The organism is Clostridioides sp. ES-S-0190-01 (assembly GCF_020658275.1).
Taxonomy (GTDB): domain Bacteria; phylum Bacillota; class Clostridia; order Peptostreptococcales; family Peptostreptococcaceae; genus Clostridioides.
The window spans coordinates 84,965-109,130 of record NZ_JACVWA010000027.1 but is presented as its reverse complement, the minus strand read 5'-3'; the positions used below and the strand labels follow the sequence as shown (position 1 = coordinate 109,130).

General features: G+C 28.3%; 25 protein-coding genes and 1 riboswitch. Of the genes, 5 read left to right on the top strand and 20 right to left on the bottom strand.

Annotated features, from left to right (window positions below; genetic code table 11):
* Window positions 1–136 precede the first annotated feature (136 nt).
* Window positions 137–1,087, top strand: a complete 951-nt coding sequence (locus tag IC214_RS10560) for a CAP domain-containing protein (RefSeq protein ID WP_227432388.1) — start codon at window positions 137–139, stop codon at window positions 1,085–1,087.
* A gap of 239 nt (window positions 1,088–1,326) precedes the next feature.
* On the opposite strand, the gene IC214_RS10555 is transcribed toward IC214_RS10560, so the two are convergent.
* From IC214_RS10555 to IC214_RS10525, 7 genes are all read right to left on the bottom strand, one after another.
* On the bottom strand, window positions 1,327–1,530 hold the full coding sequence (locus IC214_RS10555; RefSeq protein ID WP_227866645.1) for a hypothetical protein: 204 nt from the start codon (window positions 1,528–1,530) through the stop codon (window positions 1,327–1,329).
* Entirely contained in the window at window positions 1,494–1,682 is a 189-nt protein-coding gene (locus tag IC214_RS10550) for a hypothetical protein (protein WP_227866644.1), read from the bottom strand. The genes IC214_RS10555 and IC214_RS10550 overlap by 37 nt, the downstream gene beginning before the upstream one ends.
* 284 nt (window positions 1,683–1,966) lie before the next feature.
* Window positions 1,967–5,506 carry a pyruvate:ferredoxin (flavodoxin) oxidoreductase gene (gene nifJ / locus IC214_RS10545; protein ID WP_227866643.1) on the bottom strand — a complete coding sequence of 1,180 codons (3,540 nt, stop codon included), beginning with the start codon at window positions 5,504–5,506 and terminating at the stop codon, window positions 1,967–1,969.
* A 514-nt stretch (window positions 5,507–6,020) separates the two neighbouring features.
* Window positions 6,021–6,590, bottom strand: coding sequence for a phosphate propanoyltransferase (gene pduL / locus IC214_RS10540; RefSeq protein WP_227432385.1), 570 nt, complete (start codon window positions 6,588–6,590; stop codon window positions 6,021–6,023).
* A 72-nt stretch (window positions 6,591–6,662) separates the two neighbouring features.
* Window positions 6,663–7,271: a flavodoxin family protein gene (locus IC214_RS10535; RefSeq protein WP_227845585.1), complete on the bottom strand. Its 609-nt coding sequence runs from the start codon at window positions 7,269–7,271 to the stop codon at window positions 6,663–6,665.
* Between the two features lie 7 nt (window positions 7,272–7,278).
* Window positions 7,279–9,042, bottom strand: a complete 1,764-nt coding sequence (locus IC214_RS10530) for a GAF domain-containing SpoIIE family protein phosphatase (protein WP_227432383.1) — start codon at window positions 9,040–9,042, stop codon at window positions 7,279–7,281.
* A gap of 42 nt (window positions 9,043–9,084) precedes the next feature.
* A complete protein-coding gene (locus IC214_RS10525; protein ID WP_227483794.1) occupies window positions 9,085–9,546 on the bottom strand; it encodes a hypothetical protein in 462 nt (153 codons plus the stop codon).
* Window positions 9,547–9,737: 191 nt separating this feature from the next.
* Here IC214_RS10525 and IC214_RS10520 point away from each other — a divergent pair, with 191 nt between their 5' ends.
* A complete protein-coding gene (locus IC214_RS10520) occupies window positions 9,738–10,199 on the top strand; it encodes a hypothetical protein (RefSeq protein WP_227432381.1) in 462 nt (153 codons plus the stop codon).
* Window positions 10,200–10,296: 97 nt separating this feature from the next.
* Here the strand turns inward: IC214_RS10520 and IC214_RS10515 are convergent, their stop codons facing one another.
* The 5 genes from IC214_RS10515 to hpt all read right to left on the bottom strand — a co-directional run bounded on the left by IC214_RS10515 (window position 10,297) and on the right by hpt (window position 13,807).
* A complete protein-coding gene (locus IC214_RS10515) occupies window positions 10,297–10,467 on the bottom strand; it encodes a hypothetical protein (protein ID WP_003416012.1) in 171 nt (56 codons plus the stop codon).
* Window positions 10,468–10,656: 189 nt separating this feature from the next.
* On the bottom strand, window positions 10,657–10,878 hold the full coding sequence (locus tag IC214_RS10510; RefSeq protein ID WP_227432380.1) for an alpha/beta-type small acid-soluble spore protein: 222 nt from the start codon (window positions 10,876–10,878) through the stop codon (window positions 10,657–10,659).
* 83 nt (window positions 10,879–10,961) lie between these two features.
* On the bottom strand, window positions 10,962–12,188 hold the full coding sequence (locus IC214_RS10505) for an NAD(P)/FAD-dependent oxidoreductase (protein ID WP_227866642.1): 1,227 nt from the start codon (window positions 12,186–12,188) through the stop codon (window positions 10,962–10,964).
* A gap of 70 nt (window positions 12,189–12,258) precedes the next feature.
* Window positions 12,259–13,191, bottom strand: coding sequence for a phosphatase PAP2 family protein (locus IC214_RS10500; RefSeq protein ID WP_227432378.1), 933 nt, complete (start codon window positions 13,189–13,191; stop codon window positions 12,259–12,261).
* An 88-nt stretch (window positions 13,192–13,279) separates the two neighbouring features.
* Window positions 13,280–13,807, bottom strand: coding sequence for a hypoxanthine phosphoribosyltransferase (gene hpt / locus IC214_RS10495; protein WP_227432377.1), 528 nt, complete (start codon window positions 13,805–13,807; stop codon window positions 13,280–13,282).
* A 228-nt stretch (window positions 13,808–14,035) separates the two neighbouring features.
* On the opposite strand from hpt, the gene IC214_RS10490 reads away from it, so the two are divergent.
* Window positions 14,036–15,112 carry a pyridoxal phosphate-dependent aminotransferase gene (locus tag IC214_RS10490; protein WP_227866641.1) on the top strand — a complete coding sequence of 359 codons (1,077 nt, stop codon included), beginning with the start codon at window positions 14,036–14,038 and terminating at the stop codon, window positions 15,110–15,112.
* Between the two features lie 119 nt (window positions 15,113–15,231).
* Here the strand turns inward: IC214_RS10490 and IC214_RS10485 are convergent, their stop codons facing one another.
* From IC214_RS10485 to IC214_RS10475, 3 genes are all read right to left on the bottom strand, one after another.
* Window positions 15,232–16,443 (bottom strand): dicarboxylate/amino acid:cation symporter, encoded by a 1,212-nt coding sequence (locus IC214_RS10485; RefSeq protein WP_227483798.1) that lies wholly within the window; start codon window positions 16,441–16,443, stop codon window positions 15,232–15,234.
* A gap of 364 nt (window positions 16,444–16,807) precedes the next feature.
* Window positions 16,808–17,191, bottom strand: a complete 384-nt coding sequence (locus IC214_RS10480; RefSeq protein WP_227866640.1) for a BlaI/MecI/CopY family transcriptional regulator — start codon at window positions 17,189–17,191, stop codon at window positions 16,808–16,810.
* Between the two features lie 32 nt (window positions 17,192–17,223).
* Window positions 17,224–17,613, bottom strand: a complete 390-nt coding sequence (locus tag IC214_RS10475) for a BlaI/MecI/CopY family transcriptional regulator (RefSeq protein ID WP_227866639.1) — start codon at window positions 17,611–17,613, stop codon at window positions 17,224–17,226.
* A gap of 220 nt (window positions 17,614–17,833) precedes the next feature.
* Window positions 17,834–17,930, top strand: a riboswitch (cyclic di-GMP riboswitch).
* Window positions 17,931–17,965: 35 nt separating this feature from the next.
* Between IC214_RS10475 and IC214_RS10470 the strand changes: the two genes are divergently transcribed.
* Together IC214_RS10470 and IC214_RS10465 are read left to right on the top strand one after the other, a co-directional pair.
* The gene (locus tag IC214_RS10470) at window positions 17,966–18,142 is read left to right on the top strand and encodes a hypothetical protein (RefSeq protein WP_227483801.1); all 177 of its coding nucleotides are present in this window, start codon (window positions 17,966–17,968) and stop codon (window positions 18,140–18,142) included.
* Window positions 18,143–18,224: 82 nt separating this feature from the next.
* Window positions 18,225–18,428: a hypothetical protein gene (locus IC214_RS10465; protein ID WP_227483802.1), complete on the top strand. Its 204-nt coding sequence runs from the start codon at window positions 18,225–18,227 to the stop codon at window positions 18,426–18,428.
* Between the two features lie 589 nt (window positions 18,429–19,017).
* On the opposite strand, the gene IC214_RS10460 is transcribed toward IC214_RS10465, so the two are convergent.
* The 5 genes from IC214_RS10460 to IC214_RS10440 all read right to left on the bottom strand — a co-directional run bounded on the left by IC214_RS10460 (window position 19,018) and on the right by IC214_RS10440 (window position 24,074).
* Entirely contained in the window at window positions 19,018–20,634 is a 1,617-nt protein-coding gene (locus IC214_RS10460) for a DUF6765 family protein (protein ID WP_227866638.1), read from the bottom strand.
* Window positions 20,635–20,858: 224 nt separating this feature from the next.
* The gene (locus IC214_RS10455; protein WP_227866637.1) at window positions 20,859–21,689 is read right to left on the bottom strand and encodes an N-acetylmuramoyl-L-alanine amidase; all 831 of its coding nucleotides are present in this window, start codon (window positions 21,687–21,689) and stop codon (window positions 20,859–20,861) included.
* On the bottom strand, window positions 21,686–21,946 hold the full coding sequence (locus tag IC214_RS10450; protein WP_227483477.1) for a phage holin family protein: 261 nt from the start codon (window positions 21,944–21,946) through the stop codon (window positions 21,686–21,688). Before IC214_RS10450 ends, IC214_RS10455 begins: the two co-directional genes overlap by 4 nt.
* Before the next feature lie 16 nt (window positions 21,947–21,962).
* On the bottom strand, window positions 21,963–22,193 hold the full coding sequence (locus IC214_RS10445) for a hemolysin XhlA family protein (protein WP_021385516.1): 231 nt from the start codon (window positions 22,191–22,193) through the stop codon (window positions 21,963–21,965).
* Window positions 22,194–22,256: 63 nt separating this feature from the next.
* Window positions 22,257–24,074, bottom strand: a complete 1,818-nt coding sequence (locus tag IC214_RS10440; RefSeq protein ID WP_227866636.1) for a glycine rich domain-containing protein — start codon at window positions 24,072–24,074, stop codon at window positions 22,257–22,259.
* Window positions 24,075–24,166 lie beyond the last annotated feature (92 nt).

Here is a 24,166-nt window from a genome sequence, read left to right as displayed (position 1 = left end):
AGGTATATTTTATTTACATATCTTTACAGTAAAAAAACACTTGATTCTATGTTAGTATAAATGCACGGGTACCCCCTACACTAAAGGTTACAATTTAGTAACATTTTTAGAATTTTTAGATTGAGAGGTGTTTATAATGAGAAAAAATATACCAACAAAATTAAAAACTATACTAGCTTTAGGAGTGTTAACCTTAGCAACAGCTTCCAGTGCTGTTACTGCAAGTGCTTCGTCACTTGAAAATAATATGAATATAAGTAATAAAAATTTAGTATATACTAATGCTAAATTTAAGTTTTCAGCAAAACCAAATTGTTCTGTAAAACCAGAACTTAAACCTGACAAAGATAATTCTTGTAAAGATAAAAATCACAATGACAAGAATTGTAATATTACTAACAAGCCTAATGGCAACAATAACTCAGGTTCTACTAATAAACCTGAGGATAATAATAACTCAGACTCTACTAAGCCTGAAGATAATGACAATTCAGGTTCTACTAATAAGCCTGAAGATAGTAATAAACCTGAGGACAACAACAATTCAGACTCTAATAATAAGCCTGAAGACAATAATAACTCAGAATCTAATAAACCTGAGGACAACAACAATTCAGACTCTAATAATAAGCCTGAAGATAATAATAACTCAGAATCTAATAAACCTGAAGATAATAACAATTCAGGCTCTACAACTGGAAATTTTTCAGCTTACCAAAAAGAAGTTGTTGATTTAGTAAATGTAGAGAGATCTAAAGCTGGATTAAATCCACTTACTCTTGATGCTGATGTATCAAATGTCGCTACAAAAAAATCTCAAGATATGATTGACAACAACTACTTTGCACATAATTCTCCAACTTATGGTTCTCCATTTGACATGTTGAAAAAGTTTGGGATAAGCTATAAAACAGCTGGTGAAAATATAGCAATGGGACAAAAAACACCAAAAGAAGTTGTAAATGCTTGGATGAATTCTGAAGGTCATAGAAAAAATATATTAAATCCAAATTACAGTAAAATAGGTGTTGGAGTAGCACAAAAAAGTGGTGGTTCAATTTACTGGACACAAATCTTTGTAGGATAAAATACTCTTTTTCTATATATACAAAAAGAGTATCTCAAGATGATTTTTAAAAATCTTAAATGGGATACTCTTTTGTATCTATACTATTATATAGTGTTTTATCTTTAATATATTTTTTATACTAAATATAGATTCTTTTAAAATGATAGATTCAAAGCTAAATCACAAAAATGAATACTTATATTTGAATATAAAATATAAATTCCTATATTATAAATATTATTTAATAATTAAATAATTTAAAAATCCCTTATAAAAAAATTAAACCTTCCTTTTGGTGCCATTAGACTTCTTTCTAAAATCAAACTTAATGCTTCTAATTTGCGTTTTTTCTCCTCTTTATTCCAATAAAAAATACCTGGGTCAAGTAAAAAAGTAAAAACAGATAAAATTATCTCTGATACTTCTAAAGTATATTCACATTTAAATATGCCTTCTTCCACTCCTTGTTGAAATGTTCTGCAACAATAGTAGAAAGTGAAGTAAGTATTTCTGCAAGAGATTTTTCATGGATTGAAGCATTAAATTGTTGATGAAGATATTCATCAATTGAAGATTCAACTGTTGATGTTATATAACTTTGAAATAATAACATCAGTTTTGAAAAATTATGTGGTCTATACTAGTAATTGTATATTATAGATTAGCAAAAAAAGAAGAAAAAGACATGATAAATGAATTTGGAAACAATTATATTATTTATCGCAACAAAACAGGTATGTTTCTTCCTAAAATACTCCTAAAAAACATAGACAATATACCGAAACAAAATCTTAATTCTCACAGTTTGATATAAATAAAAAAGGGATACTATTTTTTAATAGTATCCCTAATTATTATCAAATCATATCTTAAATAAGCATTATAATATTTTAATTATTATTCAGCTAATTTTTTATATCCTTCGTATCTTTCTTTAGCATCAGCTTCAGCTTTTGCAAATAATCCATCAGCTTCTTCTGGGAATTGTTTAGCTATAGCAGAGTATCTTACTTGTGCAAGTATGAAATCTCTGAAGCTTGCAGTTGGTTCCTTAGAATCTAAAGTGAATGGGTTTTTACCTTCAGCTTTTACTTCTGGATTGAATCTGTATAAATGCCAGTATCCGCAAGCAACAGCTTGTGCTTCGTTAGCTACAGTTCTTCCCATACCTTCTTTTAATCCATGGTTTATACATGGAGCGTAAGCTATTATTAAAGATGGTCCATCATGTTTTTCAGCTTCTAGAACAGCTTTGATAAATTGGTTTTTATCAGCACCCATAGCAACTTGAGCTACATATACGTTTCCGTAAGTCATAGCCATCATACCTAGGTCTTTCTTTCTAGATTGTTTACCTGCTGCAGCAAATTTAGCCATAGCAGCAGCTGGAGTAGCTTTAGAAGCTTGACCTCCTGTATTTGAATATACTTCTGTATCAAATACAAGTACATTTACATTTTCGCCAGATGCAAGAACATGGTCTAATCCACCGTAACCGATGTCATATGCCCAACCGTCTCCACCTAGTATCCATTGAGATCTCTTAACTAGATAATCTTTTCTATCTCTTATAGCTTTTACTAATTCTTTAGCTTTTTCATCTGTGCAATCACAAGCTGGTTTTTCTAATAATTCAACAACTTTAGCACTTGCTACTTTAGATGCTTCTCCATCATTTCTAGAATCTAACCATTCTGTAAATACTGCTTTAGCATCTTCACAGATATCCATAGAAACTAATTCTGTCATAGCATCTACTATTTTTCCTCTTATTTGTTTAACAGCTGTGTACATACCAAATCCGTATTCAGCATTGTCTTCAAATAAAGAGTTTGCCCAAGATGGACCTTTGCCTTCATGGTTACAAGTATAAGGAGTTGAAGGTGCAGAAGCTCCCCATATAGAAGAACATCCAGTAGCATTAGATATCATCATTCTATCTCCATATAATTGTGTAACTAACTTGATGTATGCAGTTTCTCCACATCCAGCACATGCTCCTGAGAATTCCATTAATGGTTGTCTAAATTGACTTCCTTTAACAGTGTTTGCAGGCATAACATCAACTTTTGGAGCTATCTCTTCAGGATTTACTGCAAATGCCCAGTTATCTAACTCTGTATCAAGTTGAGTATCTATTGGTTTCATAACTAAAGCTTTTTCTTTAGCTGGACATATGTCAGCACAGTTTCCACATCCTGTACAATCTAGTGGACTAACTTGGATTCTATATTTTAATCCTTCTAATCCTTTACCTAATGCTTTTTTAGCTTCAAATCCTTTTGGAGCATTAGCTAATTCTTCTTCTGTAACTAAAACTGGTCTTATACATGCATGAGGGCATATAAAAGAACATTGGTTACATTGGATACAGTTATCCATTACCCACTCAGGAACATCAACAGCTATACCACGTTTTTCATAAGCTGAAGTACCACAAGGGAATGTTCCATCTTCTATACCATTGAATGTACTTACTGGTAAGTTATTACCTTCTTGTGCAGTCATTGGTCTTAATATATTTCTTATAAATTCTGGTTCTTTAACTTCTTCTTTATCTGCATCAACAGCATTTGCCCAAGAAGCTGGAACTTCAACTTTAACTAAAGCATTTATTCCTGCATCAACAGCAGCATAGTTCATGTTAACTATCTTTTCACCTTTTTTACCATAAGCTTTAACTATAGAATCTTTTAAGTATTTAACAGCATCTTCTTCTGGTATTATTTCAGCTAATTTAAAGAATGCAGATTGCATTATCATGTTTATTCTATTTCCAAGACCTATTTCTTGTCCTAGTTTAACAGCATTAACTGTATAGAATTTTATATCATTTTTAGCTATATATTGTTTCATATGAGCTGGTAAGTTTTCTTCAATTCCTGCTTGGTCCCATATAGTGTTAAGTACAAATGTACCACCTTTTTTAAGACCTTTTAATAAATCATATTGATAAACATATGATTGTTTATGACAGGCAATATAGTCAGCCTCATCTATTAAATAAGTAGCTCTTATTGGAGTATCACCAAATCTTAAGTGAGACATAGTTATACCACCAGATTTTTTAGAGTCATAATCAAAGTAAGCTTGAGCATATTTTTCAGTGTGGTCACCGATTATTTTTATAGCTTGTTTGTTAGCTCCAACAGTACCGTCAGAACCTAATCCCCAGAACTTACATCTTATAGTTCCTTTAGAAGCTATTTTAATTGATTCAGATGGAGCTAAAGAAGTATTAGTTACATCATCAACTATACCTACTGTAAATCCATTCTTAGGTTGTTCTGAAACTAAGTTATCAAAAACAGTTTTTATATCTGAAGGAGTAGTGTCTTTTGAACCTAATCCGTATCTTCCACCTATTATCATAGGAGCATTTTCTTTTCCATAGAATACATCACGTACATCTAAGTATAATGGTTCACCAGTTGAACCTGGCTCTTTAGTTCTATCAAGTACACATATTCTTTCAACAGTAGATGGCACAGCATCTAAGAAATGTTTCATTGAGAATGGTCTATATAAATGAACTTTAACTAAACCATATTTTTCTCCCTTAGCATTTAAGTAATCTATAGTTTCTTCTATTGTTTCTGTTACAGAACCCATAGCAATTAATATAGATTTAGCATCTTCTGCTCCATAGTAATCAAATAAACTATGTTTTCTACCTGTTAAATCACTCATTTTTTCCATGTATTTTTCAACTATACCTACTATATTTTGATAGTATTTGTTAGAAGCTTCTCTAGTTTGGAAATATATATCTGGGTTTTGAGCAGTACCACGAGTAACTGGGTGATTTGGAGATAAAGCATTATCTCTAAATGCTTGAACTGCTTCAAAGTTTAATAAACTTGCATAATCTTCATTTTCTAATAATTCCACTTTTTGGATTTCATGTGAAGTTCTGAATCCATCAAAGAAATGTATAAATGGTAATTTACCTTCTATTGCAGCTAAATGTGCAACAGGCGCTATATCAGCTACTTCTTGAACTGAACCAGAAGCTAATAACACACATCCAGTTTGTCTAGCAGCCATAACGTCTTGATGATCCCCAAATATTGATAAAGCTTGAGATGCTAAAGCACGAGCACTTACATGGAATACTCCTGGTAATAACTCCCCTGCAACTTTATACATGTTAGGTATCATTAATAATAAACCTTGAGATGCTGTAAAAGTAGAAGTTAAAGCTCCACCTTGTAAAGAACCGTGGAATGCTCCTGCTGCTCCTGCTTCTGATTGCATTTCAACAACATTAACTTTTTGTCCAAATATATTTTTTCTTCCTTGTGACGCCCATTCATCAACTACTTCAGCCATAGTTGAAGATGGTGTGATTGGGTATATAGCTGCTACATCTGTAAATGCATAGGCAACGTGAGCTGCAGCTGTATTCCCATCAAGTGTTTTCATAAACTTAGCCATAATATGTATCCTCCTTGATAGCTACAATTGTACTTGTTTATAACAAGTCTATTTTTTTATATTTACATATAATTTACACAACAAAAATATAAACACACATAGTCGCGCAAATACTCTATCTTCTAATATAATACTACAGATTGGATAAAATTCCTTTGAAAATTGTAAATTAATTACATATTTAAGTAGATTTTTTTTTAAATTAAATATGTTAAGTTTTTTTCATAATTTTGTATACAATATATAATAAATTAAGTTAGATTTTTCAAACTTTTTTATCTATTTGCATATATTGGTATTAGGAGTAAAAGAGCCTTCTTTATCATATATAAATTTTATATATCTAATTTTACCATATTATATCATATTTTTGTAAGTTTTTATTATAATTTTCATAATACCCCTTTATATTATAAATTAATCTATTAGATTAAATTTATAATATAGAAATTTATTACATTAAAAAATATGCTAGTAAATAAAATATTCACTAGCATAAATTTCATACATAAAACTAATCAACTATTAATTCTACTAAATCTCCATTTTTAACACCTGCTGCATTTCCTTCTTCCATGTCAACATGCATTTCTAAATTAAAGCTATCACTAGCTCTTACTAATACATTTTCAAATACTAATGCTCTTGGTCCAGATGTTTTAACTTTTACTATTTGTTTATCAGTTACACCAAATTTAGCAGCATCTTCATTGCTCATATGTATATGTCTAGAAGCAACTATAACTCCTTCTTTCATTTCAACTTCTCCAGCTGGTCCTACTAATTTAACACCAGGAGTTCCAGCTATATCACCAGATTCTTTTATTGGAGCTTTTACTCCTAATGGGAATCCATCTGCTAAAGAAATCTCAACTTGAGTTTGAGGTCTAGCTGGTCCTAAAACTCTAACTCCTTTTAGAGTCCCCTTTGGACCGACTAAATCAACTTTTTCTTCACAGGCAAATTGTCCTGGTTGAGATAATGGTTTAAATTTAGTTAATTCATGACCTGCTCCAAATAATACGTCTATATCAGCTTGACTCAAATGAACATGTTTATTAGATAATGCTATTGGTAATTTCATTGAAATTCCCTCCTTTAATTATTTTTAAATTATTGCAATACAATTATACATAATATTACTTACAAAATCAAATTATATTGAATCAATATAAACTTTTAGACTCTTCGACAGAGTGTCTTTAAACTCTTGATTATCTCTGTAGGGTATATTATCTGTATTGTTTAAATATATATTGTGTAAAAGTTTAGTATTTATACTCTTAAAGAAAAAGTCCATAACTATTTGCCCACCTTTAAATTGTGAATCATAAGGTTTACTACCTCCTACTGCAATGTACATACCTATACGCTTTTTATTCCTATCAATTGAAGGCTTATTTAATATATACTTACTCGCATAGATAGCTTGAGTTCTATCAACAACAGTTTTTACTTTAGCTGATATTGAATCAAAATGTACAGGACTTATTACTATAGTTCCTTTTGATTTATCAAACATTTTATATAGAGGTTTCATATCATCATTAAATTTGCAATACCCTGTCTTATTACAAAACCCACATGCTGTACAATATTCAATATACATATCATATATATTGAATATTTTACTACTAAGTCCACTCTCTTCTAATTTAAGTTTTATTTCATTTGCTATAAAACTACAGTTTTTATTATTTCTCGGACTTCCATTTATTATTATAATTTCTGGACTTTCAAGTTCTATTTTATTATTTAAATCCATAATCAATCTACCTATCCTTTAACATAACGATTAAAATATCGTCATCATAATTATCTTTTGATGAAAAGTTTCTTAAATCTAATTTTAAATTTTCTACTATCAACTGGTGATTTAATCTAAAATTTTCTTTTAAAAAGTTTTCTAATCTATCTATACCATATTCTTCTTTTGATTTATTTTTTATTTCTAAAATTCCATCAGTATACATACATACCATTGCATAATCTTCCATTGAAAGAGTATTGTTTTCATATGTTGCATCTTCCATTACCCCAATAGGTATTCCCTTTTTACAATTTAAGTTAGTTTCTATTGTTCCATCTTTTTTTACAACTACAGGGCTATAGTGTCCTGCATTAGATACTGTAATCATATTTTCTTTAATATCTATAAGTCCAATCAAACAAGTTGTAAATACTCCCATCTTGTCAAATTCATCATATAACATACTATTTAAATTTGTCATTATTTCTTGTGGTGTCTTATACTGATTACATAACACTTTAAAAGCACCTTTTATCATTGCAACAACATAATTTGAAACCATTCCATGACCCATTACATCAGCAACAATATAAACTATGTGTTCAGAATCTACCTTTGTAGCATAGTAAAAATCTCCACCTACTACTCTTGCTGGTTTATGATAAAAATAAAGTTCTTTTTCATCATTACAATCCATTTTACCTTTGTCCATAATAAGTTGTTGCTGTTTATTTAATACATTTAACTCATTCTCAAGAACCTTGTGCTTTACTTCTTTTTCATTGTGCTCATATAACTGCATACCAACCAAAACCTGTTTAGATAATATACTAAGAATATTTAAATCATCACTAGTATAGTTTTTGCTGTTTGCACAAACAATGCATCCTATAGTCTCATTTTTATCTTGGAGTTTGTAATATATATAACTTTCCAAGTTTATCCCTTTTTGTGAACATGGTTTTAAATTATTTAAATATCCTCCTAAGGATTCTTTATTTACAAACTTGTCCAACATAGGATATAAATTTGTTTTCTTCTTATGCTCTGTATTATAACAGCTAAATATCTTATCTTTATTATCATGACCTGTTATAATTATCAAAGCTTCTTTACTATTAGTGATGTTACACGCCTGTTTACTTAAGTTTTCTAAAAATCCATCTATACTTTTATTGAGATATAATTTTTTAGTAGCTTCATTTATAGCACTTATTGAACCTCTTAATTTATCAACCAAAATTTGTACATTATTATTTTTATTAGTTATTTCTATTGATAAACTTAAGAGAGATGCAACAGAAGATATAAAGTCTATATCTTGTTCTGTTAGAAAATCTTCTTCTGTCAAAAAGCAAGTCATAAATCCAACTACTTCATTATTTATGATAAAAGGAAAAACTATTCTACCAATGTAACCTTCAGATTTTGCTAAATCTCGTTCCCCTTCTGCTCTAGAATCTTCAAATACATTTTTTACATATATTATCTTTTTCTCATTTACAGCTTCATGGATATATTCTGGATATGTGTCAAAATCAATTTTTGCACCTTTAAGACTATTGATTGGAAAAATTTGAGGTACATATTCTAAAGTTTGTGAACATACTAAATAGGCATATTTAGAATCATTTTTATAAAATAGATTTACACATGCCTTTGTAGGGTGAACAACCTCTAACATTTTTTCTATTATTTTATCTTTTATATTAAAAAAATCTGTAGATTCAGTCACCATAGCAGATATTTCCACTAAATTCTTCATTTTATAATTGCCATTAGTCATACTCAATTTCTCCCCCTATATATTAAACTATTTATTAGTATTTTAACATACATTCTTTATAGTAAAAACAAAAACAACGACAAAACTAAGAACTAATATCCAGTTAAATCCTGTCAATATTCCTATAAGAAGTAGTGTAATCAATGCATTTAGACCTGTTCTTCCCTTTTCATCCATAAAAGTTATCTTAGAGATGTCGATATTATTTTTTACATTGTTTATATGTTCCTTCACTTGTTCTTCCATATTTCTCTTATAAAGAATGTATACCACTCCAACTAAAAATACTCCTATACCTAATATCCAATTTAGATTAAATGCTACAATAAGCAGTATTGAACCAAAAACTAACTTTAAAAGTTTAAAAAACACACTGTCTATCTTTAAAGTTATATTTCTGATTTCTTTACATTCATCCCTTAATGAATATCCACTTGAATCTAAGTTATTAATCTTTGTTTTTACAATTTCAGAATAAAAAAGTTTTATTATCCCATTTAACATTTTCATCACTCCTAAATATTTTACATATATTTGTAAGTTTTACAATTATAATATTTTTTATACTTGGTAATAATAAAAAATAACAAATATTTTATAATTTAGTATTTATTGTAAATAAATTATTAAAACTTTATAGACTAAGTATAAATTTTTCAAAATAAATATTCTTACAATTAAAAGGAAGTGTTTTTGTGCAAATAGAACAACTCGATTTAGAAACAAGAAATAAAATATACTGCTATACAAAAAAAATTCTTAGAAAATACCAAAAAGGTATTATATCTGGAAAATTAACAGCAGATAAATTTGCAGATAATATATTATCTCAAGATTTTATAAATAGTATACTTGATGAAAAAATAATAAGTGAATATGAATTTAAGTTATCTTATATAGACTATATTGAAACTTTAATAAAAATACAAAATGAAAATTTGTCTAATTCAAGAAAAAAATCTACTAAGTCTATAAAAAGTTTTAATATCACTCAAATAATTCAATTGAAAAATTTATTACATGATACTGGTTATAATCTATCAATTCCATACAAGTACCTGACTCCTAAGGATATAGAAGGTATTATTACACTTATCAATACTGGGTCTATTGAACTTGGAAATGAAAGAATATATAATTATATATCAAAAGCATAATAAAATAAATTTATTATAAAAAGGCAATTTATTTAATATAAAATCTATTTTTTTATATTAAACAAATTGCCTTTTTAATTTTTATTTCTATATGATATTATCCAAGAGCTTTTTCTAATTTAGATAAGTGTTGTATTGGATAATATTTTAATAGTTCTTTAAACTGTTCTACTGATAATCCTTCTGTTGTCGTATATATTCTTATTTTTTCATCTAAATCACTATTAATAAATTTATTTTTTAAATCTTCAAAGTTTACACTACTCATTTTACATCACTCCTTATGTAATATATTCATTTGTACTATTTTATCCAGATTTCTAAAATTTATTACATAAAAATATCGACATATAAAACTTAATAAAAAAAAGCTATCTCAATTTAGAAATTACTTTCTATATTTGAGATAGCTCTAGCTATAACAATAGCCTAATAGTTATAAATAATTATTTATTAACTATCTGTTGTTTTTTCCAGCCATTTGTTGTTCAGCCATTTCAACTAATTTTTTAGTCATGTATCCACCTACATAACCATTTTCTCTTGCAGTAAGGTTTCCTTTATCAACTTGTTGATAATTACTCATACCAAGTTCATTAGCTATTTCTAATTTCATTTGGTTTAAAGCTTCTTTTGCTCCTGGTACTACTGTTTTGTTGTTGTTATTGTTACTTGCCATGTTGATTACCTTCCTTCTGTTTAATTTATTTTGTGTTGCTGATAATATTATGTGATTTTAAACATTTTTAATTCAGGTAATTTTTAGCAATTAAAACCTGCCAAATATCCAGTCGAAAAAGCTATTTGCAAATTAAATCCTCCTGTGTACGCATCTATATCTATTACTTCACCAGCAAAAAATAAACCTTCTATCAATTTTGATTCCATTGTACTTGAGTTTATCTCATTCACTTTTACTCCACCAGAAGTTATTATGGCTTCGTCAATAGGTCTATATCTTTTTACTGTAAATTTCAAATTTTTTAGTAAATGAACTAAATTTTTTCTTTGTTCTCTAGAAACTTGATGAACAACTGTATCTGGAGAAATCTCACTTAAATTTATTATTATAGGTATAAGTTTTTTAGGAAGCAAGTCATCCAATGCTTTTTCAAATTTTTTATTTGTATATTTTTGAAAATCTTTTTGAACTCTTTTATCTAATTTTTCTTCATCTAATGCAGGTTTTAAATCCAACAGTATAGTATAATTTTCTTTAGTTGTATCTTTCATCCTACAGCTTGCAGACTTTATTATAGGTCCATCTAAACCAAATTTAGTAAATTCAAGTTCTCCAAAATCATTATACACTTTCTTTTTTTTACTATTAAACACACTTATCTCAACATTTCTTAATGATAATTTTTCTAAATCTTTTACAAAACCTTCTTGAACTTCCATACCAATCAAAGATGGTTTTATATCTACAATAGTATGACCCTGCGAAATAGCAAATTTATATCCATCACCAGTAGAACCAGTAAGTGGATAACTTAATCCACCCGTTGCTATTATGACAGAATCACACTTGATTTCTTTTTTATTGTTTAGAACTACTTTTTCAATTTTATTATTTTTAGATATTATTTTTTCTACCTTAGAGTTTAATAATATATTTACTTTTTTGCTTCTTACTTGTTTTTCAAGAGCTTTTACAACATCAAACGCTTTATCGCTTTCTGGAAAAACTCTTTTTCCTCTTTCTGTTTTAGTTTTTACTCCAAGATTATTAAACATACTTATTACATCATCATTTGTAAAAGTGTAAAAAGCACTATATAAGAATTTACCATTTGTAGGAACATTTTCTATTAATTCTTCTATATCACAATCATTAGTTATATTGCATCTACCTTTTCCTGTTATTGCAAGCTTCTTGCCTAACTTATGATTTTTTTCAATTAAAGTTACATCAAACCCTCTTTTAGATGCAGTTGAGGCTGCTATCATCCCTGCTGGTCCACCGCCTATTACTACTATTTTCTTCAAATAATCACTCTTTTCTACCCTTAAATTTTCTTAAAATTAAATTAGTCTCTATACAATAGTACAAATTAAATTAATTTAATTTCAAAATTTTAAATAATGCAGGAGCTCCTGCTATTCCATAAAAAACAACCAATGTATACTTAATAAAATTCATGAAAATTATACTCATACTAGAGTCACTTATATTTAAAGTCGTTATTAATATTGAAATCAACACTTTAATAGCAACATATAAAATTCCTATTGTGACTATTCCAATCAAAAACCTACATATTCTCGAAAATACTATGTTTTTGCTCTTTTTATTTTTATTACTAAAATTAATCTTTTTATTATTATTTTCTGTAGTAAATTTAACAAACTTATCTTCAACTATATACCCAAATATAAATCCTACTAGAATACCAAATTTTTCAAAATATTCAGGGCTTTTTAGAAATATTGCTATTAATATAAATGGGATGAGTAATGCTACAAGAAAAATATATTTTTTATTATCATCGATATAGTCAAATACTTTTACAAATACAATGGTAAAAAATATGCCAAGTATCCAACCAGCAATTACATCTATAGGCCAATGAACAGCCAAATATAGTCGAGATAATCCTACTCCTAAAACCATCACTGCACCCAACAAACGTATATAGTTTCTTTTAAATATAGTCATAATACTAACCCAAAATGTAGTTGCAGTTTGAGTATGTGCACTTGGAAAAGAGTATCCTCCAGCGGTAGAAACTCTCAGTGATTCAAGACCTTTTATACCTATTGGTCTAGGAGCTTTTACAAATTCTTTAATACCTAGGTTCACAATAAAATTTCCAACTATCGCGAACAACATTTTTTGTCCACATTTTTTATTTATACACCAATATATAACTGCTGTAATTAATATCAATAATGGTGCTTCTGTACTTACTGTAAATACAAGAAATATAAAATTTAAAATTGGATTTCTTAAACTCTGGAAAAATAATAATATACTCAATTGAATATCCATACCGATGTCTCCTTTACTAAAATTTTATATACTTAATTAAAAAGCACTAACTCCTACAGAGATTAGTGCTTTTAATTCACATTTAAGTCTATTCTACATCCTCAACTATACCTATATAAGGTAAATTTCTGTATTTTTCAGCATAATCTATTCCATAACCAACAATGAATTTATCTTCTATAACAAATCCAACATAGTCTACAGGTATATTAGCTTTTCTTCTTTGAGGCTTATCAAGTAGAGTGCATAATTTTAGAGATTTTGGATTTCTAGTTTTTAAAGCTGCAACTAGATTACTTAATGTTAAACCAGAATCTATTATATCCTCTACAATTAACACATTCTTTCCTTCAATATCTACATCTAAATCTTTTAATATTTTAACTGTACCAGAAGATTCTGTTGAATTTCCATAACTTGTAACACTCATAAAATCTATATTTACATCTAAATCTATACATCTTATTAAATCTGAAACAAATACACTAGCTCCTTTAAGTATACCTACTACGAGTAAATCTTCACCTTTAAAATCTTCTTCTATTTTTTTACCTAATTCATAAACTTTTGCTTTTATCTGTTCTTCTGTCAACATTTTTCCTGTAACTTTGTACATCTTGAATCCTCCCGCTTTCCATCTATTAACCTATATATTATAGCATACTGAAATATCAATTAAAATCTTTTTCATCATTTTTAAACCTAAATTAACAGCTTATCCATACTTTTTTGCTTTTTCTCTTAAAAATTTGGAATAAATATTCCTTTGTATTATAATCTATATGTAAATATATTAATCAGTTATTTTTATTAATTATATAATTTTATTTTTGGAGGTACTTTTATGAGCACAAATCATGGAGCTAATTTATATAGTTTATCTAGTAAGTATGGCTTTTCAAAAGAAGAATTTATGGATTTTAGTTCTAATATAAACCCTTTTGGTACATCAGTTTTAGCCAAACAATACATTGTAAACAATATAGATATAGTATCTATGTATCCTGACCCTGATTACATAGACTTAAAAACTTCTATATCTAACTACTGTAAGTGTTCTATAGATAATATAGTACTTGGTAGTGGAGCTACAGAATTAATTTCATCTTTTATACATACAATTAACCCTAAACAAGCTCTTTTACTTTCTCCTGCTTATTCAGAGTATGAAAAAGAACTATCTAAAATTAATTGTTCTATAGATAAATATTTTGCTAATGAAGAAGATAATTTTCATATAAAATTAGAAAATCTTATAAAGACTATTAATTCTAAAGACTATGATTTAGTTGTAATCTGCAATCCTAACAATCCAACTGGATTTGCATTTAACAAAATAGAAATAAAAGAAATATTAAAAAACACAAATAAATTTTTAATGATTGATGAAACTTATGTAGAGTTTACTGATACAAATATATACTCTTCTACTCAATTAGTTGATGATTATTCTAATTTATTTGTTATAAGAGGAACATCAAAATTTTTTTCAACACCAGGCATAAGACTTGGATATGGACTTATATCTGATAATGCTGTTAAGAATAAAATAAATAACAACTTAGATTTATGGAATATCAACATAATAGCCTCTAAGATGGGAGAAATAATGTTTAGAGATTCAAACTTTATCTCTAGTACTATTTCCTTAATGAGTACTGAAAGAAATTACTTACTTGGGGAGCTTAAAAGCATAGACAGCCTAGATGTATATGATACTCAAGGTAATTTTATATTATGTAAAATTAAAACAAAGGAATTTACTGCTAAAGCTCTTCGTGAGAAACTAATTCCTCAAAAGATAATAATAAGAGATTGTTATTCATTTGAAGGTTTAGATGAATACTTTTTTAGAGTATGTATATTAAAGCCTGATGAAAATAAATTATTAATATCATCTCTTAAAACAGTTTTTAAATAGAAAAATACTAGATACAGATTAGCATAAAGAATACAAAAATATATAATTACGAAAGACTTATAATTATAAAAAAATGAGCTATCTCTTTTTGAGATAACTCATTTTTATTTATTAAGAAATTAAGCACTTTGCTTTTCTTTATTTCCTTTTTTACTCATTCCATCATTTATTTTATCGACAACTACTGCTATTGCATTATCTCCTGATACATTACATGCTGTACCAAAACTATCTTGAGTTAAGTATAAAGCTATCATTAAGCTCGCAAGACCACCATCTGATGGTATTCCAACCATTGGTAAGAAAGGAAGTGCACTCATTATAGCTCCTCCTGGTGCTCCTGGTGCTGCAACCATTGCTATCCCCAACATTGCAATGTAAGGGAATAATACATTGATTCCATGAGGCATACCATTCATCATTAAAACTGCTGTTGTAAATCCAGTTATAGATATCATACTACCTGATAGATGTATTGTTGCACAAAGAGGTACAACGAATTCTCTTATTTGTTTACTTACACCATTGTTTTCTGCACAACCAACGTTAACTGGTATAGTTGCTGCTGAAGATTGAGTACCTATAGCTGTTAAATATCCAGGTATTTGATTTTTTAACATTTTGATTGGATTCTTTCCTGAGAATGCTCCTGCTGCTGTGAATTGACATGCCATGTATACAAAGTGTAATGGTATTACAACTAAATAAACTTTCCAGAATACTCCTAATATTGTCCATACTTGTCCTGCTATAGTTATATTTGCAAAAGTTCCTGCTATATATAATGGTAATAAGGGTATAATTACTGTTGACAACGTTTTCGTTACTATTTCTTGGAATTCTTGGAAGAAATTAAATAGAACTTCTCCTTTTCCATGATTTCTTAAAGCTGATATTCCAAGTCCCATTACAAATGCAAACACTATTGCTGCTGTTACATCTACCATAGGCTCTAGTGGAATTGTAAATATTGGTGCTAACATTCCTGCTTCTGGGTCTCCAATTTGACTTGCTACACTTGCATCAATAAAATTTGGAAATATTAACATAGATACTGCAAATGACAATACTCCTGCAATTAAAGTAGAACCATATGCTATTCCTGTAGTTATTCCTAATAACTTTCCTGCTCCTGTTGCTAAATCAGCTATCCCTGCTGTTACAAATCCTATAATTATAAATGGTATGACAAACTTTAAGAATGCTGAGAATAAAGTACTAACTGTTACTAATATTTGAACTATTATTTCTGGTGCATAACTTCCGATTAAAATACCGACTATGATACCGATGATTAGTTTAGGCACTAAACCTATCTTTTTCTTACTCATAATTTTTCCCTCCATAAATTTTTTTAGATTAAGTATTCTTGTACATTGAATACTTTGTCAATCATTGAATCCCCCCACTTCTTATGATAATAGAGTTTTATCTCTCCGTCAACATTTTAACCATTTTTTGTTAATAATAAAAAGAATAACACTTATAAAGTGTTACTTTTATTTATTTTATTTTTTATATATGGCTATTTTTTAATGTTCAGACTATTTATTTTTTTAACTTTTGTCAGTTAGATGTCAGTAAAATATTTTATCCACAATTTTTATATAAGTTTTCCACAACTTATCAACACAACTATCCACAGCAATAAAAAAGGTAGCAACTATTTATATAGATGCTACCTTTTTGTATCTATTAATCTTCATCCTTCCAACTTTTTATCCAGTCCCCTATTTCTGTTATTTTGTCTTCTGTTATTTCTTCTCCATCATGTAATTTTGAAATCAGTTCTGATAGAGGATTGTTATGTAAACCTCCAAAAATTCTTTTACCTTCCAATTTTAGATATTCTTTTTCTTTTACTAATACTGTATAGTGTACATGTTTTCCAATTCGCTGAGATATTAAAAAACCTTTTTTAGTTAATCTTGATAAAAGTGTAATTGTAGTTGTATGTTTCCAGCCATACGTTTTTTCTGTCTCATCTGCAACATCTTTTGATATTACAGTTTTATAACCAGAATTCCAAATAAGTTTCATGAGTTTCAATTCTGCATCTGGTAATTTTTTATTCAACATAATATTTTCCTTCTTTCTATATAAACATAAAATTATCTTTTTACTATATTTTGCATATTTTTTATAAATCTTTTTAATTTTTCTTCTATAACATTATTTATTTTATGTATCGTTGTAAATATTCTTATAAAAAAGTTATTATCTCTACTTGTATTTCTTTCTTCTTTTCTAGCACTTAAATATTCTTTTTTAGTTACTAGTACCTTATAATTTAATTTAAAACCTGTTCTTTTCTTATTTAATACTTTCATCTTTACTAATCTTTTAAGTAAAATTTCTGTAGTGCTTTTCCTCCATTTATACCTCTCCTGCATTGATAATATTATTTCTTTTTTAGATAGAATAGACTTTTTCCTCCACACATATTCCATCAATATCAATTCTCCTCTACGTAGTTTGTCTATTACCTCTTGTTGCTCCATTTTTATGTCACTTCCTCAAATTCAATCTAGCTTAAATTAATAATAGGAGCTTTTTTATACAAAAACTACAGGTAAAATTTACCATATATTCAACCCATTTGTTTTGTTCTTTAAGGCGAAATAATTTTCATATTATTAAGATAACTATTAAAATTTTTAATTTTCTGACAGGTATGTTGAATAATAATTAATTCTAATGTATCATTGTAATTGTAGAATAAAACTAAATCAGCAAAACTAGAGAAATTTAGTGACGTAAAGCTATAGGGACTAAAACTTATAAAATTAATTATAAGTTATGTCAGCCAGTTGCCAAAAAGATATATTCTTTTTGTTTTTAGGGAGGTGAACAATGTATATGGGAAAAATGGATATGTGTACACACATATTAACCGCTTATATAGGTGATTCATATGATTATTGTGATTTTATAGATACACAGTTAAATGATTTTATACTAAAGTACGGAGAAAATGTGGTAGAATCTTGCCTACATCAAGTGATGATATTGATAAGTAGGTATAATTAAATGGAATTTGTTTTCTAGAATAACCCTTTTTAGTTTTATCTACAATTTAAAATAAACTGTTGCTAAAAGAAAGGATTATAATATGTGTGCTTTTAAAATTTCCATACTAAAGAGAATTATAAATAATAAGCAACTAGAAGTTACAAGAAGTTTTGATTTAGATAATCTTATTTGTACTGCAAAAGAAATATTAGAAGAAAATGAGATTGATTTAATAATTACAGATGAAAAAAACAAAATTATTTGGAAAAATAAAAAAAGCACTCCCGTCCATGAGAATGCTTAATTGCAACTATAGAAGTGTATTCGTAGTACACTTCTATTTTTTTATTATATCACATAATTTAGGTTGTTAAAAAGAACTATTTAAATCAATTTTAAGGTGTATTGAGTAATGTTCTTGACAGTTTTATACCTTAATGTATTTCAAAAAAAATAAGCACTCCTATAAAAAGAGTGCTTTGGTGTATGTTAATGTATATATCTAATACAATTATAAAATGTCTTATGTTTTAGTATGATAATTTTCGTTCGTTTTATTATTACAGGTTATGCTATAGTTTTATGTATCCTGTTAATATTTGTAATATTTTATATACTCTTTGTACTTATTATTGATATACTTTAATTAAGAAGATTAAATATAATATGAGTTGGTGGTTATTTATGAAAAAGAATCTAAATACTTTTTTATGGTATATATTAGGTATATTTCTTTCGGGCTTTATACTATCATTGATATTTGGAAAATTGCTATACCTATTTTCCTATATACCTACGCTTTAAAAGGTAGCAACTGAACAATAGTTGTTACCCTTTAATCTATCTATTAGATAAAAATTTCTAATATGTCTTTTAAACATTCGCTCATATAATTATTTCATACAAGCAATCCCTAAACAGTCTAAATATCTCTTGCTATACTCTGAACTAAATTTATATACTGAGTATGAGCCCTGAAGGGCAAATATTTGTTTACCAGATTCTGGTTCCAGAGTAAAGTTTCCATATTTCTTAAATGCTCTTTCTTCTCCTGCTGTTATAGTTTTTCCTTTTTTAGTTAAAAAAGTTATTTTACCTATTGTTCTAGCTGGTATAGGTAAACCAGTAAACCATCCTATAGAACCACTTATTTTAATTATGTAATCATCTGCATCTAAATCCATAGATACTATGCTACCTCCAAAAGGTTCTCCATGTAGTTGAGTTTTATATTTTCCATCATACACAAACTGTATAGCATCAACTATAAAAGCTCCTCTAAGTATAATCTTTGTTAATTTATTTCTATTTTTAGCAAATTGTCTATCATCAAAAGTCTTGAATTCACAATATTCACTACACATTTCATCTAATTTCAATTTATTTTCTTCTAAGAAATTATTTACATAATCTATATGTTTCTTGGCTACTAGATTAAAATAATAATAGTTTGTTTTTTGTTTATTAGAAGATTTTTCAAATTCATTTTTCCATTTGTTTTTATCAAATTTATCTAAAGAACTATATCCTAAAGCTTTTATTGCTTTTTCCCATGCATCTGACTGGTCATCTTTTCTAGTTGTTATTACTTTTATAACTTCTGTTTTCTGATTTTCTGTTAAACTCTCATATTGATTTAGGCTAAAATCAGTACCATTCTTAATACACTTTAGTGCATATACCATTTGACAAAATGCTTTAAAGAAATTATCTTGATTATTTTTTTGTATCTTCACTTTATCATCAGTACAACTCCAATTTGGAACATATCTGTAATTAAGATATCCATAGTCTGGTATATGACCCATTCTTCCATGTCCAAGATATGCAATTCCTTCATATCCACCAACCTCAGGAGTACCAAAAACATTAATAGCATGCCAGCTACCATTACGATATTCTTCTGCTTTAGTCCATTTAGTTTCTTCTATGTATTTACTTTCTTCTGCTATAAATTCTTTAACATCATTAATATACCATTCAGGTCTTCCAATAAAATACATGTGTGCCCATGTATCTGCAAGTACATGCATTCTCATTCCAATAAATTGTAATTTATATTCTTCAGTACTATGAAAATAGATAAGGTCATTTATAATAGAAGAAACAGTTTCACTATTTGGTAAACACATTAATCTAAATCTTCTCTCATCTCCATCTTTAAATTTCCAGTTTGTTGTAAGTCCTGTGCTTTCTTTAACTCCATTATATTCATATTGGTTGTTCAAATTTCCAGGTAAAAAATGAAATGGTATCCATACTTTTCTTATTTCATTCAAACTATCAAGATTCCATTTATAGCCCCATGAAGTAAAATCTGCATAATATTTTTCAAATTCTAAAGTTGTCTGTACTGTAGGTAGTGTAAAATTTACATCTTCAAGAATCATACTCTTAGTTGATTCATCCACATATTGAGCAGCATAAGCTATTATATTTGCATCAGAATCATTATAACCAGCTATTTTAGCTGCAAGATATGTACCATAATAGTGAAAATCTAAATTCATAAAATCACCTCTTAATTTTATTTTAATAAATTAAATATTCAAAATATTCAACACTTGCTGTCTAACTAGTCATCAAAAACGCATAAATAGTCAAAAAACATATTTTTTCTAGAAATATATGTTTTTATAAATTTAATAAATATATTTATAAGAAAAAATAGATAAGAAAAACTTTGATATAAATTTTTCTTATCTATATACTTGTTTAAATAAAACTTTAAAACTTATAATTTTTCTTTCACAAAGTCTCTAGCCTTATCCATTGTAGACCATACATCATCAGCATATATCTGAGTAAACTTTTCTCCTGTGGTCTTACTCATTTCTTTCATTTTATTGCAAGTTACTCCACCAATTACATACAGATTTTGTGTTTGATATGGCTTATAGTCTTTTATATCTACCACTAAATAACTTTCTTTTGCCCTTTTGTAATATAACCCTAATATGTCTGCTGAAACCTTATCATCACCACTATATACTATTGTATGTTTATACATTTGCTTCACCTCATTGTTATTAATACTCTTATTTAATACACCCTCAACAATCAACTTAGCAATACCTTCATATCCAAGTTTCTTAGCCTTCTCATAATCATCTTTATTGTCACAGAAGAAACTTTCAAGTAGTATTGCTGTAGGTTTGGAACTATTTAAAATATATAAACTTTTATCTAATTTAGCTCCTCTATTTTTAAATACTGTGCCTAGTTTCTTACATATTCTAGTTGCATATTCTAGTCCTTTATTACTATAATATAGCACCTCTGAGCCTTTCCCTTGACCATCACTTGCATTTAGATGTAGTTCTATGAGTAAGTCATATCTTCCACTATTAACTCTAGGTATTTTATAAGACTTTTCTTCATTCTTAGTTTTAAACTGTCTTTCGGGGCATATTATTACATCTACTTTATGCCCTTCTTTTCTAAATAAATCTGCTAATACTGGTGCAAGAGATTTATTGTATTGATACTCGTTAACTACTCCATCAGCAGAAGTACATGCACCGCTTTTTAAAATACTGTGTCCTACTGTAATACATATTTTCATTGTTTATTTTCCTCCTTTAACTGTTTATAAGTTTGATTTATACCTATTGATATACCCCAACAAATTACACCTTGTAAGACTGCATCAGCATTTAATCCCAGCATCCATACTGAAAAACCTATCCCAAGTATCAATAACACTACTGGAATATATTTATTATCTAGTTGTTTATATTTCTTACATCCTGCTCCTATAACATAAAGAGCAGCTACTAAAATTAGCAACTGCTCGGGTATAAAACTTATTAAATTATCCATTTATTTTCCTCCTAATTTAAAATATTCCTCTTTGTATTGCAAATATAAAGAACCCTACTAAGGTTGTAATCATTGTTCCAATTAGCCACTTCAACATGCTCGTAAGTGAGTTTAAATTCTCACACAATGCCTTTAACTCTGCTTTAGATTCAATATTCGCTATCTTTAATTCGTCTATTTCTTCTCCATGTTTATTTATTCTTGTTTCATGTCTTTTTAAATCTGCGTTGAAAAGTTCTTCATTCATGAAAACCTCCTTATTAATTGAAATAAGACTTAGAGATTATCTAAGCCTTATGGTTTGTATTTTTTATATTTCAAATTTTATATTTCCCATTAATTTAGATTCAGCTAAATATGAATATGTTTCAGTATTATACCCATTATTACCATACCATATAGAAATCTTATCTCCTTTCATAACAAAAAGGTCATGTAAGAATTTATTTGTACTTTGGTCTTGTGAAGCAATTCGTTTTTCAAAAACTACAGTTCCATTTCTTGTGTGCTTTATATTAAGCCAAACAGCATACCCTTTAGAACCTCTACTTACTGAAGATACAACTTCACAGTAACCATCTCCACCAAAAACATGTTCTAGAAAAAGGGTGTCTGCTCCATTTCCATCAGTACCAGATGTGCCATGTCCAAGACTGCTTGAACTATATGCATATCCAAAACAATTGGTAGCACTTTGAATATAACTTACTTTTACAAAATTAGATATATATTTAATTATCTCTGAAAATTGACTATTTATATTACTTCCTATTTTTTTACCTATATCTTTTTTAAATTGAGTAATAATATTTGATAACTCTGCAAAAGTATTTTCTTTTATAGCAGGTGAGCCAATAGCAGTTGCAATTAATTCTTTCCCTTTATTAGCCTCTTGAAAAAAAGAATCTGCACTATCAAAATAATCTTTTACTTTTTCGGATAATTCAACAAATGTATTGTTTAAACTTGCATCTATATCCTTTAATGCTAATACATTTACAATACTTCTTTTTCCACTTTTTAAACCTTCTTTCATTTCACTAATTTTACTTGCTATGTCTTGTAGACTGGCATCATCACCTAATGGCATTATATTCTTACTTATACTTACAACTTTTTCAGCTGTAGCATTAGCACTGTCTGTAACAACTATTTTAAGTGTGTGTAGTGCGTTATCTTCTAATGTATAGTTAATTGTTTTTTCAAGAGTTAAGTCTGTTGTTATAGTTTCTTTTAATCTATCATCTATAAATACTTCTATCTTGGTTAATAGTGTAGGGTCTGTGTGGTCAGCTTTGAATATAGCCTGTGTGGAGTTATAAGATGATACTGTTAAAAATGGTAATGGTTGTAATAACGTAATTTTGGCATAACCATAAGCACCAGCAGTATTTCCGCCAGATTCCATAGTAGCATTATCAAAATAATATTCAGATGTTGGTGTGTAGCCAGCAGGCTTATAACTATCTTTTGTTAATATATAGCCACTTCCTCCTCCAGCTGCACCTACACCATTCATGCCTGCACCACCAAACCAGCCACCTCCACCGCCTTCGCCAATTGAATCTTTAACAGAACACCCTTTTCCAAAACTTCCGTTTTCTGTACTTACATGGCCAATACCACCTTGATACTGAGTGCCACCAGGGCGATGTCTGTCGTTAGCACTATATCCAGTCCCTCCTTCTAATCCTCCTCCTACACCGCCAGTATAAGGATAATACGTACCTCCACCTCCTCCTGCAACAATTATTCTAGATAAAAGACCTTGTTCCTTATCCCAAGCACCTCCAACAAGTCTTATATCCGTAGCACCTCCACCATACATAGAATAATAAGTACCCATAACCTGTTGATTCAAATAACCTTTACCACCGCCATTAAAACCACTTTTAGTATTATTACTCGTAGATGAAGAAGCAAAACCACTTTCACCAACATAAATATATAATGTAGTTTGTTTTTTTAATATAATTTCACCTTTAGAATATCCGCCTTTAGCATCAGTATGCCAAGAAGAATTGTTGATACCTCCAGAAGAACCCCAACACTCAAATTTATATTTACCAGGTTTTAATGTTACACTTTGTTCATTTCCTGTATAACTAAAATTATAAACTGTTGCCATTCAATCCACCTCTTTCTTAATTTATGGTTTTATTGTACCTAATTTTAAAACCATAAACGTCTGCAAAGTGTAGATGAAGTGTAGGCAAAATG

Bases quoted from the DNA above. Each gene is read 5' to 3' on its own strand.
- IC214_RS10470 (WP_227483801.1), top strand. From the start codon at position 17,966: ATGTATATGGGAAAAATGGATATGTGTACACACATATTAACCGCTTAT.
- IC214_RS10460 (WP_227866638.1), bottom strand. From the start codon at position 20,634: ATGAATTTAGATTTTCACTATTATGGTACATATCTTGCAGCTAAAATA.
- IC214_RS10480 (WP_227866640.1), bottom strand. From the start codon at position 17,191: ATGTTGAATAAAAAATTACCAGATGCAGAATTGAAACTCATGAAACTT.
- IC214_RS10560 (WP_227432388.1), top strand. From the start codon at position 137: ATGAGAAAAAATATACCAACAAAATTAAAAACTATACTAGCTTTAGGA.
- IC214_RS10440 (WP_227866636.1), bottom strand. From the start codon at position 24,074: ATGGCAACAGTTTATAATTTTAGTTATACAGGAAATGAACAAAGTGTA.
- IC214_RS10445 (WP_021385516.1), bottom strand. From the start codon at position 22,193: ATGAATGAAGAACTTTTCAACGCAGATTTAAAAAGACATGAAACAAGA.
- IC214_RS10485 (WP_227483798.1), bottom strand. From the start codon at position 16,443: ATGAGTAAGAAAAAGATAGGTTTAGTGCCTAAACTAATCATCGGTATC.
- IC214_RS10525 (WP_227483794.1), bottom strand. From the start codon at position 9,546: ATGTTAAATGGGATAATAAAACTTTTTTATTCTGAAATTGTAAAAACA.
- nifJ (WP_227866643.1), bottom strand. From the start codon at position 5,506: ATGGCTAAGTTTATGAAAACACTTGATGGGAATACAGCTGCAGCTCAC.
- IC214_RS10515 (WP_003416012.1), bottom strand. From the start codon at position 10,467: ATGAGTAGTGTAAACTTTGAAGATTTAAAAAATAAATTTATTAATAGT.
- IC214_RS10510 (WP_227432380.1), bottom strand. From the start codon at position 10,878: ATGGCAAGTAACAATAACAACAACAAAACAGTAGTACCAGGAGCAAAA.
- IC214_RS10455 (WP_227866637.1), bottom strand. From the start codon at position 21,689: ATGAAAATATGTATTACAGTAGGACACAGTATTTTAAAAAGCGGTGCA.
- IC214_RS10500 (WP_227432378.1), bottom strand. From the start codon at position 13,191: ATGGATATTCAATTGAGTATATTATTATTTTTCCAGAGTTTAAGAAAT.
- IC214_RS10535 (WP_227845585.1), bottom strand. From the start codon at position 7,271: ATGGATTTAAATAATAAAATAGAACTTGAAAGTCCAGAAATTATAATA.
- IC214_RS10550 (WP_227866644.1), bottom strand. From the start codon at position 1,682: ATGTTATTATTTCAAAGTTATATAACATCAACAGTTGAATCTTCAATT.
- IC214_RS10475 (WP_227866639.1), bottom strand. From the start codon at position 17,613: ATGGAGCAACAAGAGGTAATAGACAAACTACGTAGAGGAGAATTGATA.
- IC214_RS10490 (WP_227866641.1), top strand. From the start codon at position 14,036: ATGAGCACAAATCATGGAGCTAATTTATATAGTTTATCTAGTAAGTAT.
- IC214_RS10530 (WP_227432383.1), bottom strand. From the start codon at position 9,042: ATGACTAATGGCAATTATAAAATGAAGAATTTAGTGGAAATATCTGCT.
- pduL (WP_227432385.1), bottom strand. From the start codon at position 6,590: ATGAAATTACCAATAGCATTATCTAATAAACATGTTCATTTGAGTCAA.
- hpt (WP_227432377.1), bottom strand. From the start codon at position 13,807: ATGTACAAAGTTACAGGAAAAATGTTGACAGAAGAACAGATAAAAGCA.
- IC214_RS10450 (WP_227483477.1), bottom strand. From the start codon at position 21,946: ATGGATAATTTAATAAGTTTTATACCCGAGCAGTTGCTAATTTTAGTA.
- IC214_RS10465 (WP_227483802.1), top strand. From the start codon at position 18,225: ATGTGTGCTTTTAAAATTTCCATACTAAAGAGAATTATAAATAATAAG.